General features: G+C 49.8%; 6 protein-coding genes. 2 read left to right on the top strand and 4 right to left on the bottom strand.

Annotated features, from left to right (window positions below; all coding sequences use genetic code 11):
* Positions 1-99: 99 nt before the first annotated feature.
* Positions 100-495 (top strand): response regulator, encoded by a 396-nt coding sequence (locus JGK36_RS05190; protein ID WP_293153459.1) that lies wholly within the window; start codon positions 100-102, stop codon positions 493-495.
* Positions 496-1,235: 740 nt separating this feature from the next.
* Positions 1,236-2,552, top strand: coding sequence for a transposase (locus JGK36_RS05185; RefSeq protein ID WP_293189379.1), 1,317 nt, complete (start codon positions 1,236-1,238; stop codon positions 2,550-2,552).
* A 306-nt stretch (positions 2,553-2,858) separates the two neighbouring features.
* On the opposite strand, the gene JGK36_RS05180 is transcribed toward JGK36_RS05185, so the two are convergent.
* The 4 genes from JGK36_RS05180 to rpoB all read right to left on the bottom strand — a co-directional run bounded on the left by JGK36_RS05180 (position 2,859) and on the right by rpoB (position 13,976).
* Positions 2,859-7,001: a DNA-directed RNA polymerase subunit beta'' gene (locus JGK36_RS05180; protein ID WP_293196967.1), complete on the bottom strand. Its 4,143-nt coding sequence runs from the start codon at positions 6,999-7,001 to the stop codon at positions 2,859-2,861.
* Positions 7,002-7,406: 405 nt separating this feature from the next.
* Complete coding sequence (locus JGK36_RS05175) at positions 7,407-9,281, bottom strand: DNA-directed RNA polymerase subunit gamma (RefSeq protein ID WP_293178522.1); 1,875 nt, start codon at positions 9,279-9,281, stop codon at positions 7,407-7,409.
* 83 nt (positions 9,282-9,364) lie between these two features.
* Positions 9,365-10,456 (bottom strand): HNH endonuclease, encoded by a 1,092-nt coding sequence (locus JGK36_RS05170; protein ID WP_293196968.1) that lies wholly within the window; start codon positions 10,454-10,456, stop codon positions 9,365-9,367.
* Between the two features lie 133 nt (positions 10,457-10,589).
* Positions 10,590-13,976, bottom strand: a complete 3,387-nt coding sequence (gene rpoB, locus JGK36_RS05165; RefSeq protein ID WP_293178528.1) for a DNA-directed RNA polymerase subunit beta — start codon at positions 13,974-13,976, stop codon at positions 10,590-10,592.
* Positions 13,977-14,034: the final 58 nt, after the last annotated feature.

Below are 14,034 nucleotides of genomic sequence, written 5' to 3'. Positions count from 1 at the left end.
GCGCTAAAAACTCTGCATTTTTGACGGGGAATCTAATCCTCGTGCCGTGTTCCTCTTTTGACTCATGTCGCAAAGTTTCCATACTTCCCATATTTATTTATGAAAACCGTTCTGATTGTAGAGGACGATTTGGTTAATGCTCGAGTTTTTTCCAAAATACTTACTAAGCGGGGGGGCTTAGCTGTCAAGCACACGGAAAATGTTGAAGAGGTGATGCAGATTGCTGCGGCCGGCCAAGCTGATTTGATTTTAATGGACGTGTCTCTTTCGCGCAGCGTGTACCAGGGAAAATCTGTTGACGGCATTAAGATTACTCAACTGCTGAAAGCTGACCCGCAAACCGCCTCGCTGCCGATTATATTGGTGACGGCTCACGCGATGGCCGGTGATAGAGAAACTTTTCTGGATCAAAGCGGTGCCGACGGTTACATCTCTAAACCCGTAGTAGACCATCAAGAGTTTGTCGATCGGATCAAGGCTTTGCTCCCTGAGTAAGCGAACCATATTTGAAGCAGGAAGTTCAGCAACGGATTCGTCGGCTGTCGGATGTAACAAATGTAACGGAGGGAAGCCACGAAGTTTGTAGTTTAATACGCTTGGGTTAGCGGTCTTTTACCGAAAACTTGGCTTCTTCAGCCCCGTCCTTCTAGGACGGCTTTTATTTGATCGACTTTTTAAGAAAAGTCTTGATATTTCTTAAAGACCTAGTGTTCAATCTAACCTACGAATTCGTGCTTAAACCCACATCAGAACAAATAGTTATTTTCGCAGACTGGCTTGAATAATGCGAGCGTGTTTATAATACCATTTTGACAAAAGATTGCGACATAATAAATGTTTTGTTTGGTCGCTTGTACCATTGTGGTCAGGTGCGGCTCTGTCAAATTGTCGATATATAGCTACGAATTTTTCGTGGATCCACAGCCTACAACTAATGTTGTATTAATTTTGAAAATTGGTATTATAAGGAAGAAATAATTTTATTTATAGTTTGATTCAAACAATTAAAAATTTTAATTTTCAAGTTTTATAAAAAAACATTCGGTAAGCGGAAAACTCAGTGTCTTTAGACCTGAGATGCAAGCGACACGGGCGGTTTCAACCGCCGTGAATCTTTTTTGATTCTTAATACTTAAAACCAAAGAAAGATGTTAAAATACAAGCCAGGGAGGTGAACTAGATTGATAATAAACTATGTTTATAAGTTGCGACCCAATCAAACACAATCATCAAAAATGTCTGCTTGGATAGATATGCTGCGAAGCCAGTATAATTGGTGCTTAAATGACAGAATCTGTCAGTACAGCCAGCAGTTTATCCAAGGCAATTACTGTGACATTAGAACGAAAGGCGAAGCTTCACCATTGACCTGCTTCGTAAGTAAAAGTGGCGCAACCGGAAATCCTTGGAAAGATTCTAAGTCTGACAAAGAAGGCAAAGCTAGAAATCCTCGTCGAAGTGCTGGTGACATTCAGATTACAGCATTACCTGAGTTAAAAATGGCTAGACCTTGGTATAGTGGAATTGACTCAACAGTTTTACAACAGAATGTTAAACGCTTAGACATTGCCTACAAAAACTTCTTTGAAGGTAGGGGATTTCCTAAATTTAAAAACCGCAGCAACTTCACATCTTTTACTTTCGTGATGGGAGTAAAAATCAAGGGTAATAAAATTTACCTACCCAAACTGGGTTGGATGCGGTTTTACAACTCTCGCTCAATCCCAGATGGGTTTACCATCAAGGCTTGCGCGGTTAGAAAACGCCAGAATGGCTGGTATGTTTCTATTAGAATAGAGGATAAATCTGTACCTGAATACAGCGCTACTCCTGTTGGCGATAACCCCAAAGTAATAGGTTGCGACCTAGGAATCACTAAACTGGTTCACCTTTCTGATGGATACCAAATCAAAAATCCCAAGTTTTCGACGAACAAAAAAGCTAAGCGGACTCTAAAAATCAGACAGAGACGGGTTAGTCGCAAAATTAAGGGTAGTAAAAATCGCAAAAAAGCAGCTATTAAAGTTGGGAATTTCCATCAAAAGATTAGCGATAAGCGTCAAGCATATCAATGGAAAACTGCAAATTTAATAGTATCTCGTAACGTTGATGTAATTGCCACAGAAGATTTAAATATTTCAGGGATGATGCGCCGATGTAAAGTAAAAAGTGACGAGAAAACTGGGAGGTTTCTGAAGAATGGGCAATCCAGAAAAAAGGGATTGAATCGCGCTATGTCTGATGCAGGTTGGGGCGATTTGGGATTAAAGATTGAGTATCTGGCTGCAAAGCAAGGAAAAATCGTAATCAAAGTTAATCCTAAACACTCTAGTCAGGAATGCAGGAATTGCAGTCAGATCGATAAATCCAACAGAGATGGAGAAAAATTCATCTGTGTTGAGTGCGGATATCACGAACACGCCGATATTGGCGCTGCAAAAACGATTAGAGATCGAGCTTTGAGAATGGTACGTGGGCCAGGACGCGAAACTAGGTGCTCAACACCTAAACGCCCAAAAAATATCACCACGCTCGCAGAGCAAACGTGGTGAGTTTGGGAACCTGAGCAATCAGGATATTAAGGCCGCAATGTCTTAAGAATCTCAGTCGCTTTAGCGCTGAGAGTGTCAATGAATTCTGATTTATGCCTGCGGCTGAATATCTTCTGCCTTCTTTTTTCGGGCGATTTGATGTGCCGATCGCACTTTCGCCTGTGAATTTTGAATTTTAAGTTTTGAAACCAAAAATTTAAGATTTTTCAACCAACGCTTGCGCCTGTTGGTTGGGAGGATCTCTCAAAAATTGCCGCGCAGTTCAGGATCGCTGGCTGCGCGGCAATCTATCTCAAAACACTCGTTTTAGTCTTCGTCCTCGTCGAAGTCGTAACCGATATCATCATCATCATCGGCGATCGCGCCTAAGGAATCATCATCAGTATCAGGGACAAAATCGTCCTCATCAACCTCAACTTCCTCAAAATCCTCATCGGATTCAATGTCAGGGGTGCGGGCGACATCAAAAGGACTCTCGATCGTATACTTGCGGCGGGCAGTACGATCGTCCAACACGACATCTTCCTGCAAATCCTGGATGTCGTCGTCAAACACGGCACCCTCAAAACCGGCATCCTGAACGCTGGCATCCTCGTAGGCATTGAATCCAGTTCCAGCAGGAATCAGGCGGCCGATGATCACGTTTTCCTTGAGGCCGCGCAGCCAGTCGGATTTGCCTTCGATCGCAGCTTCGGTGAGCACCCTTGTGGTTTCTTGGAAGGAAGCTGCGGAAATAAAGCTGTCGGTATTGAGCGAAGCTTTGGTAATCCCCAGCAGCACCGGGGTGTAGTCGGCGGGGGCGCCGCCAGTAATCGACATGGCTTCGTTCACCTGTTCGACTTGCCGCAGTTCGACCAACTCGCCGGGGAGCATGGTGGTGTCGCCGCCGTCCTCCATGCGGACTTTGTTGGTCATCTGGCGGACGATTACTTCGATGTGTTTGTCGGAAATATCCACGCCTTGAGACTGGTACACCGATTGCACTTCGTTGACGAGGAAAGTCTGCACCTGCTGGAAACTCTCCAAAGCGGCCTCGAAGGTAGGTTGGCGCTCTTTGAGGACTTGGAAAAATACTTCGAGAATTTCGTGGGGGTTGGCGGGGCCGTCGGTTAAGGCTTCGGCGACGCCAACGCGCTGTCCGTCGGAGACGATCGGGTTTTGGCCTGGTAATAAAGGATATTGCTCGATTCGGCCGTCATCCTCGACTACGGCGAGTTCCACCACATCATCGTCGGTGACTACCTGAGCTGTCCCCGGGCGCTTGGCTAAAATGCAAGCTTCCTTCGGTTTCCGCCCTTCGAGCAATTCCTCAATCCGGGGTAAACCTTGAATGATGTCCCCAGTTTTGGCTCGCTCGAATACGAGGATGACTAAGTTGTCGCCGCGTTGCACCAAGTCGCCGTCGTCTACGTGGAGCACCGCACCCCCGGAAACTCGGTAGGGACGGGCTACGCGCAATACTATTTTGGCTTCTTCTCCGTCATTGGAGGTTGGTATAACTTTCACGACTTGACCGGACTCTTCCAGAATTACTCCCGGCGCTACTTCTGTACCGGCTACGAGTAATTGACCGGGACTCACCTCGGGCGTACCCGCTACTGAAACTGTGACTGAATCGGCATCCCGCATGACTAACAACCGGCGGATGGGTTCGCCCTGTCCTTCGCGGATGCCCCGGACGATGCCGGCTTCTTTGCAGAGAATCTCGGTGCGGGCGACTACTGCGCTGGGGGCGATCGACTGTCCGTCTTCTACCAATAGTCTGGTGTGGGTGCTGCCTTGGGTGGGATCTGCCGATACGTCCCGCCGAATTACCAGCGATTCCAAAATCACTAACTGCAAGCGGAAAATCCGAGAAGGCGCTGGGACTTCTTCGCCTTCGACGAGAGCTAGTTCTTGCGACGCCACCGCCGCTTCTGAGCCAACCCAAGCTGGGCCGGAACCGTCGGCTCCAAAAGCTAAGGCGTCCCCATCGTCGGGCAGGAGTTCGATATCTGCTGCCAGTTGCGGCGCGCCGGAACCAATTTCTAAGATGAGCTGAGTCCGCAGCAGTTCGAGTCCTTCGACTGATTTGACGCGCTCTCCGTCTTTGTAGGGGAGGCGTTGGACTGCTTTGAGGGCGATCGACTCGTTGAGGGCTGTTTGGGAAGGTATGGGTGGTTTGTCGGGTACGGGGTACTCGACTACGGGGCGCAGCAGCAATGCTGGGCCTTCGGGGGTTTCGATGTATTCGGCATAGCCCAATTCTTCGGCAATTAAGCCGGGGAAGATTTCTTGACCGGCACTGACTATTTGACCTTCGCCGTAAGTGAGCGGCGGGCGATCGACCGAGTGCAGGGTTCCAGGCTTGATGACGATTTCCCGGAGGATGTCGTTTTTCTGGGTAACTTCTACCGCACCGCTGGTTTGGCAGAAAATATCTTTGACGACTTCGGTGCCGGCTTCGACGTACTGGCCGTCTTCTACTAGGAGTAGGGAGATGTCTTTGTTGACTTCGTGGCATTCTTCGGGAATCCACAGCAGGGTGCCGCCTTTGACGACTTCGTAGCCGAGTTTGGCTTTGCCGCGCTTGTGGACTTCGACTCCGGCGTATTTGACGATGCCTCCGGTGGCGGTGCGGTAGCTGTCGTCGAGCAGTTCTGCGACGACTTCGCCGTTGATGACTTTGCTTCCTGGTGCTGTTTTGAGCGAAAACCTTTGGTTGGAGGCGGTTTCGATGATGTAGTGTTCGCGGCCGCCGGCGCTTTCGGCGCGGACGATGGCTTGGTCTAGCAGCACTTGAGCGGTGATGATTTCGATTTCTCGCTCGTCGGCGATGCGGACTACGCCGCCGTGTTCGGAGACGAGTTTGGTTTCGGCGATGACGCTGTTGGCTGCGATGCGATCGCCATTTTTGACTGCTGGTTCGGCACCCGGGAGCAAGTTGTAGACTTCACCCGAGAGAATCCAAATCAGTCCGCCTCTGCTGGCGGTGCGGGTGGTATTGCCTTGACGGTCGGTTTTTTCTTCTGGTACTAAGTCGGCAAATTTGGCTTCGCCGGCCAAGTCGGAGGCTACGTCTGTTGTGACTTTTTCGGTGGTTTTGCGGGCGGCGCGTCCGACGATCGGCACTTCTGCCAAAACTTGACCGGGGATGGCGCGCTGTCCGTCTTTGACCATCAGGGTCGAACCTTGGACGATCGCGAATTCTACTTTCAGCTTCTGATTTTTGGCGCCGGATTTGCCTTCTTCGTAGCCTTCGCCCTCGAATACGAGTTTGCCGTTGTTTTCGGCGACGAGGGCTTCTTCACCGTGTCTGGTACGGAAGGCGCGGGTGCGTAAGTTCTTAAACTTGGCGACGCCGGGAAATGGTGCGCGTTCTTGTTTGGCGACTTCTCCAGTAAATACGCCGCCTGTGTGGAAGGTACGCATGGTGAGCTGGGTTCCTGGTTCCCCGATCGACTGGGCGGCGATAATCCCGATCGCTTCTCCCATGTCCACCATTTTCAGGTGGGCGAGGCTCCAACCGTAGCAGCACTGGCAAACGGAACGGGTGGCTTCGCAAGTTAGGGGCGATCGTAAATAAACTTCTGGCACTCCAGACTTACCGATTTCCCCTGCCAATTCTTCTGTAATCGGCTGGTTGCGGGCGGCTCTTTCGTTCTCAAAAGTCACGATTTCTTTGGTTTTGGGATTGACCACATCTCGGGCCAACACCCGCCCCAGCAGCCGATCTTTCAGGGGGATGAGCACGGTCGCACCGTCGGTCATGGGGCGGACACGAATCCCGCGTTGGGTGCCACAGTCTACTTCGCGCACGATGACATCTTGGGATACATCGACTAATCGACGAGTCAGGTAGCCCGAGTCGGCGGTGCGGAGGGCGGTATCTACTAAGCCTTTGCGGGCTCCGTAGGACGAAATGATGTACTCGGTAACGGTGAGTCCTTCGCGGAAGTTGGTTTTAATTGGCAAGTCGATGATTTCCCCTTGGGGGTCTGCCATCAATCCGCGCATTCCGACGAGCTGCCGCACTTGGGAGATGTTCCCCCGGGCGCCGGAGAAGGCCATCATGTACACCGAGTTGAGCGGGTCTGTGGCTCGAAAGTTTTTGACTACTTCGTCTTTGAGGTCTTCTGAGGTGCTGTTCCAGGTGTCGATTACTTTTTGGAAGCGTTCGACTTCGGTGATTTCGCCCCTAGTGTATTTTTGTTCGGTGATTCGGATTTCTTCTTCGGCTGCTTCGAGCAGTTGTCGTTTGATTGGCGGTACTTGCAGGTCGTCTACGCTAATTGAAACTCCCGCTCTGGTCGCAAACCGAAAACCCAAGTCTTTGAGTTTGTCGGCCATTTGCGCCGTGCGGGCCGTTCCATAGTTCATGAATGACCAAGAGATTAATTTTTTGAGCTGACCTTTGTCAACAACTCGATTGCGAAAAACAATTTCCTTATTTTCCTTATTTTCTGTCATTTTTCTGCTGTTAGTAATTTAGTCATTGGTCAGAAGTGCGAGCTTAAGAGCTCGCGAACCTTGTCATTAGTCATTGGTCAGAAGTGCGAGCTTAAGAGCTCGCGAACCTTGTCATTAGTCATTGGTCATTGGTCATTGGTAATTAATAGAATTTCAGCAGCCTAACATCGATATTTAGGGTTTGCTTTGTCTACCTTGCCGCTAAGTCGCACCTCATTTTTTTCGCCTTTAGGACTTACCAATTACCAATTACCAGAAAGAATTGGTTGAAAGCCCCAAGTCTTTGAGGGAGAAATTAAAATCAGACTATTCATTACTCCAATCCTCTTCCTTCTAGGTAAAGGTCGCTCTCAAACTGTCAACTGTCAACTGTCAACTGTCAACTGTTGAACAATTACCCAATTCCTAATTGTTAATTACCGATTCGATCGTTTGGTGATAAATAATCCTGCCCGGAGTAGTCCGAATAAACTGATTGATCCTCTTACCCTCTGCATCTTCCCGAACGCGGCGGAACTTGTATTCTTTCGTCACAGTACCGTCAGTCGATCGCTCCACCTTCAGCGGTTCACCTTCGGGTTCTGTGTTTTCGATCGCGCCTTGAAACCTCACCCACACGTAGGAGTGCAAGTCCACGACTCCTTGTTCGTAAGCTACAACCGCATCATTAAGATTAGAGAAGTAATGACCTGCTCCTTTTTGACCGTTAGGATTGTCGGCTGTCAAGTAATAGCAACCGAGCACCATATCTTGAGAAGGAGTGACGATCGGTCTTCCAGTTGCCGGCGACATAATGTTATTAGAAGCCAACATCAGCAAGCGCGCTTCAGCCTGAGATTCCAGAGACAAAGGCACGTGTACCGCCATTTGGTCGCCGTCAAAGTCAGCGTTAAAAGCCGGACAGACTAGCGGGTGAAGCTGAATCGCCCTCCCGTCCACCAAAATCGGCTCAAAGGCTTGAATCCCCAAACGGTGCAGCGTCGGGGCCCGGTTCAGCATGACAGGGTGTCCTTCAATTACCTCTTGCAGCACGTCCCAAACGCTGGGATCGTTGCGTTGAATCAGTTTTTTGGCTGCTTTGATGTTGTTGACGAGTCCTTGGCGGATCAGGCGGTGGATGACGAAGGGCTGGAAAAGCTCGATCGCCATTTCCCTCGGTAAACCGCACTGATGAATCTTCAGTTTCGGCCCCACCACAATTACCGAACGTCCAGAGTAGTCAACCCGTTTACCCAGCAAGTTTTGCCGGAAACGACCTTGTTTCCCTTCAATAATGTCCGACAGCGACTTCAGCGGACGGTTGTTTGCGCCCACCACAGTCCGGCCACGGCGGCCGTTATCAATTAGCGCATCCACAGCCTCTTGTAACATCCGCTTTTCGTTGCGAATGATAATTTCCGGCGCCAGAATTTCTTGCAATCTGGCCAAGCGATTATTGCGGTTAATAACTCTCCGATAAAGGTCATTAAGGTCACTGGTTGCAAAACGTCCACCGTCTAGCTGTACCATCGGCCGCAAGTCTGGGGGAATCACCGGAATCACATTGAGTACCATCCAATCGGGATGAGAACCCGTAGCGATAAAGTTGTCAATTACCCGCAAACGTTTAATTAACTTCGCGCGTTTTTGACCTTTAGCATTAGCAATATCTTCCCGCAGCTTTTCCGCTTCGCTTTCTAGCGGAATATTTTGCAGCAAAACTTGCAAAGCTTCCGCACCAATGCCTACTTCTACGCCTGTCAGCGTGGAATCTTCGCTGTAAAGTTCATCTTCTATTTCCAGCCAAGCATCTTCGGTGAGCAATTGCTTGTATTGGAGCTTTTCAGCATTACCAGCATTCAGCACAACATAGGCATTGAAATAGACAATTTGTTCGACATCTCGCAGGGGCATATCTAACAGAATTGCCATGTAACTGGGGATGCCTTTGAGATACCAAACGTGAGCCACTGGAGCTGCTAATTTGATAAATCCCATGCGGTGGCGGCGGACACGAGATTCAGTGACTTCCACACCGCATCTCTCGCAAACAATGCCTCTATGACGCACTCTTTTGTACTTACCACAATGACATTCCCAATCTTTTGCAGGCCCAAAAATGCGCTCGCAAAACAACCCGTCCATTTCCGGTTTTAATGTTCTGTAATTTATGGTTTCTGGTTTCACGATTTCGCCTGTAAGCTGACCATTGGGTAAAGTTCTCTCTCCCCATTGTCGAATTCTTTCTGGTGAAGCTAACCCAATCTTTACGTAATCAAATCGTTGTTCTATCTTAGCCATTCTAGACTCCAATCGATGATTTACTTGAAATTATTTGCTCTAATTAATCTGTTTTGATTGATTGTTTGCCAATTACATCAATATCAGACTCCTTTATATGTGGCATTAGTTTTAATGTCATAAATGACATTTTTGGACACTCCCAATTCGCGAGAAATTTTAGCAAGAGATTCTCCAGCTTTAATTCTTTCTCGCACATCCTGTGCTTGAGCAAAAGTCAGCTTGCGATCGAGATATCCACCCATACGAGGAATCGGAACCTCTTCGCCTGCTTCCTTCCAAGTGATGTGATACTTAATATTGTGTATAGTTATCGGATTTACGCTGTATGCTTCAGCTAGATCCTTCATTCTTTCTCCTGCTGCTAGTTTTTGCCGGATTTCTCGCACTTTTTCCCAGTCTAATTTGGCATTGGAAAGGGGATGACTTTTTCCTTGGGTGCGTCCTTTTTGGGAAGCATCTAATAAATTCTGAGAACGAGTACCAGCCCAGAGGTGTTCTGGATTAATACAACTGGGAGTATCGCAAGTATGACAAGCATCCATATAAGTTGGAAGTTCACATCCTAATTTCTCTGCTAAAACAGCACGAGTCACTGTTGCCTGTTTCCCATCTTTTGTTAAATACCTGCCATAGCCGGCACCGTCTTTTGCGCCTTGGAAAATTATGCAGCCGTTATCTTGAATTTCTCCTACAAAGCGTGGGGAAACTGTGGTGAAATTATCGGGGATATTTGCCTGAATTATCTTAGTAATAGTTTCATGTTGTACCCCATACTCTTTTGCTAGGTGGTTCTTTGCTGTTCCAGATAAATATTTAGTCTGAATTTCCCGCAGTTGTTGGATAGACAATTTACCACTTCCCGGAATACTTTTGCGTCTGGGAGTTTTGCGATCGCGCCCCATCATCTGTCCGGTATTCTCAGCAGCAGACCCCGCTACGAGATGTTCCGGGTTGATGCAGCCTGGATTGTCGCAGGTGTGGCAAGCAAAATAACTGGAATCGAGGAATCCTGTTATTTTCGATTCGAGGACTAATCGGTGGACTAATACCGTTTTGCCATCGATCCACTTACGCCCGTAACCGTTACCAAACTTACTGCCTTGCCAATTAATACAGCCTGTCGCCAGGTCTAATGCTCCTTCAATTCCAGGGATAACTGTTACAATAATCATGTCAGCGTCTCTCCTCTTAAGAGCGTTGATTCGCCTCAACAGTGGTACGAACACTGTTGAGGCATTTTCATTTGAGAGTATCGATTAAAGATTTTAGATTGAATGTTGCCAAAAAATCTAAAATCTTTAATCCCTAATCCTCGTCGAGTTCGTCGCGAGAAAGCGATTCGTAAGTAGGCCTGGAGGGCGATCGCCGCCCACCAGCATCCGCCATCAAATCAACTTCTACGTGCTCGCTGCCTTCGTCGTTCGTATTCACCTTGTGCACGGCAATGTCCAAGCACAAAGACTGCAACTCCCGCATCAGCACCTTAAACGATTCCGGCGTACCGGGGCGCGGGATGGCTTTGCCTTTGACGATCGCATTCAAGGCCTCATTTCTACCCTGCATATCGTCCGACTTGACAGTCAGCAACTCTTGCAAAGTATAAGCTGCGCCGAACGCTTCGAGAGCCCAAACTTCCATTTCTCCGAACCGCTGACCCCCCTGCTGCGCTTTGCCACCCAAAGGCTGCTGCGTTACCAGCGAGTAAGGGCCTGTGCTCCGGGCGTGGATTTTGTCATCTACCAAGTGGACGAGTTTGAGCATATAGGCGATGCCGACTGTGACGGGGCGATCGAACGGTTCGCCGGTGCGGCCGTCGTAAACTATAGTTTTGCCTGGGTGTTTTTCGTTAAATACCCAAGGTTTGCCAGTTTTTTCGCGCGCCTCCTCTAACTTGCCGTGAACGGTTTCCCGCGACTTTTCAGCGCCGTGCATTTCGTCAAACGGCACCATCTTGAACCGCATCGACAAATTTTCGCCCGCCCAGCCCAGCAAGCACTCGAAAATCTGACCTACGTTCATCCGCGACGGTACGCCCAAGGGGTTGAGTACGATGTCAACCGGAGTCCCGTCTGGGAGATAAGGCATATCTTCCATCGGCAGAATCCGGGAGACGATACCTTTGTTACCGTGGCGGCCGGCCATTTTGTCGCCGACTTGAATCTTGCGTTTTTGGGCTACGTAGACGCGGACAACCATGTTGGCGCCAGGGGGCAGTTCGTCGCCCTGTTCCCGGGTAAACACGCGCACGTCCACCACGCGGCCTTTTTCGCCGTTAGGGACGCGGAGGGAGTTGTCGCGCACGTCTCGGGCTTTTTCGCCGAAGATTGCCCGCAGCAGTTTTTCTTCCGGCGGTTGGTCGGATTCGCCTTTCGGAGTGACTTTCCCTACCAAAATGTCGCTGGCTTCTACCCAAGCACCTTTGCGGATGATGCCCTGTTCGTCTAGCTGGCGCAGCGCGTCTTCGCCGACGTTGGGAATTTCGCGGGTGATTTCTTCGGGGCCGAGTTTGGTTTGGCGGGCTTCGATTTCGTATTTCTCGATGTGAATCGAGGTGTATACGTCTTCGTACACCAAACGCTCGCTAATGAGCATGGCATCTTCGTAGTTGTATCCCTCCCAGGGCATATATGCTACGAGGATGTTGTGGCCCAGGGCGAGTTCGGCGCCTTCGGTGGAGGAACCGTCGGCGAGCACTTGACCGGCTACGACGCGATCGCCCTCATAGATCAAAGGACGCTGGTTTAAACAGGTATCCTGGTTCGATCGCTGATATTTTTGCAATTCGTGTTCGATGCAGCCGGCATATTTTTGCTTCCACACCGAGGGCTGCTTGGTTTTGAGCTCGTCGTATTCGCGAATCATGAAATGTTCTTCGCTGGAATTCGACTCGGCATCTACCGCTAGGGGCTTGACAATAATCCGGGTGGCATCGATGTAAATTACCTCGCCGTTGACCTTAGAAACTACCACCATCCCGGAATCTCGGGCGGCTTGAGCTTCCAAGCCCGTACCCACAAGGGGACGTTCTGGTTTCAGTAGCGGCACAGCTTGCCGCTGCATATTCGATCCCATCAGAGCTCGGTTGGCGTCGTCGTGTTCCAAGAACGGAATCAGCGATGTCGCGACGGAGACGATTTGCACTGGCGAAATCGCCATGTAGTCCACCTGCATCGGGGTGGTGGTGGTGAACTCTTGGCGGTAGCGCACGGCTACGGTTTCGCCCAAGAGGTTGTTGTTTTCATCGAGGCTGATGTCTCCGGGGGCGACGCGCAAGTCGTCTTCTTCATCGGCTGTCATGTATACGGGGGCTTTGTCCCGCAATACTTGTCCTTTTTCGACTGGGTAAAAAGGAGTTTCGATGAAGCCGTAGGGGTTGACGCGGGCGTGGGTTGCCAAGGAGCCGATGAGTCCGGCGTTGGGGCCTTCTGGTGTTTCAATGGGGCAAATCCGGCCGTAGTGGGACGGGTGAATGTCCCGCACGGCGAAACCGGCGCGTTCCCGAGTCAAGCCTCCTGGGCCGAGGGCGGAAAGCCGGCGTTTGTGGGTCAGTTCTGCTAGGGGATTGGTTTGATCCATGAACTGGGATAGCTGCGAGGAACCGAAGAATTCCTTGATTGCTGCTACCAGCGGTTTGGGGTTGACCAGGGAAGCGGGGCTGAGGGAGTCGGCGTCGGAAACTGTCATCCGTTCGCGGATAATCCGTTCTAGGCGGTTCAATCCGACGCGCACTTGGTTTTGCAACAGTTCGCCGACACTGCGGACGCGACGGTTACCTAGGTGGTCGATGTCATCGGTTGAGCCGATGTCGAATTCCAGGTTGATCAGATAGTCGATCGCCGTCAAGATATCTTGGGATGTCAGTACCCGCATCGTATCGGGGACTGTCAACCGCAGTTTTTTGTTGAGTTTGTAGCGGCCTACCCGGCCCAAATCGTAGCGTTTGGGGTCAAAGAAACGCGAATTGAGGAGCTGTTCGCCGCCGGCTACGGTGGGGGGTTCGCCCGGACGCAGTTTGCGGTAGAGCTCCATCAAAGCTTCTTCTTCGCCGAACTGTCCTTCTTTCTCGATCGTTTTTTGGAAGTATTCCGGGTGGCGCAAACTGTCGTAGATTTCGCCGTCTGTCAAGCCTAGGGCTTTGAGCAGAACTTGGGCCGACAGCTTGCGGGTTTTGTCGATTCTCACCCAGACTAAATCGTTTTTGTCTGTTTCAAATTTCAGCCACGCGCCGCGGTTGGGGATGAGACTGGCGTTGTAGGAACGGCGGCCGTTTTTGTCGGTTTCTGATTTGTAGTATACGCCTGGGGAACGGACGATTTGGTTGACGATGACTCGTTCCGCACCGTTGATGATGAAAGTGCCGCGTTCGGTCATCAAAGGCAAATCGCCGATGAAGACTTCTTGCTCTTTGATTTCGCCTGTTTCTTTGTTAATCAAGCGGGTGGGGACGTACATTTGCACCGAGTAGGTGCTGTCCCGGCGCTTAGCTTCGTCTACATCGTATTTTGGGCGCTTGAGTTTGAAGTCTTTGCCGATGAAGTGGAGTTCCAGCTTTCCCGTGTAGTCTGTAATCGGGGAGAAGCTGTCTAGTTCTTCAATCAGTCCGGCTTCTAGGAACCAGCGAAAACTTGCCCGCTGGATTTCGATCAAGTCGGGCAAGGTGAAGGCGAATTCTGTGTAATCTTTAGTCGTCATGGGTGTCCTTTTTCCGCAGTGGCTCTAGCTTTTTACATGGCGCCAAGGCTTGGCGTTT

This window comes from Microcoleus sp. PH2017_35_SFW_U_B, assembly GCF_020737865.1.
Classification (GTDB): Bacteria; Cyanobacteriota; Cyanobacteriia; order Cyanobacteriales; family Microcoleaceae; genus Microcoleus.
The sequence above is the reverse complement of the archived record's forward strand: the minus strand, read 5'-3'. Positions and strand labels throughout refer to the sequence as shown.

Coding starts and splice junctions, on each gene's coding strand:
- JGK36_RS05190 (WP_293153459.1), top strand. CDS start 100: ATGAAAACCGTTCTGATTGTAGAGGACGATTTGGTTAATGCTCGAGTT.
- JGK36_RS05185 (WP_293189379.1), top strand. CDS start 1,236: ATGTCTGCTTGGATAGATATGCTGCGAAGCCAGTATAATTGGTGCTTA.
- JGK36_RS05180 (WP_293196967.1), bottom strand. CDS start 7,001: ATGACAGAAAATAAGGAAAATAAGGAAATTGTTTTTCGCAATCGAGTT.
- JGK36_RS05175 (WP_293178522.1), bottom strand. CDS start 9,281: ATGGCTAAGATAGAACAACGATTTGATTACGTAAAGATTGGGTTAGCT.
- JGK36_RS05170 (WP_293196968.1), bottom strand. CDS start 10,456: ATGATTATTGTAACAGTTATCCCTGGAATTGAAGGAGCATTAGACCTG.
- rpoB (WP_293178528.1), bottom strand. CDS start 13,976: ATGACGACTAAAGATTACACAGAATTCGCCTTCACCTTGCCCGACTTG.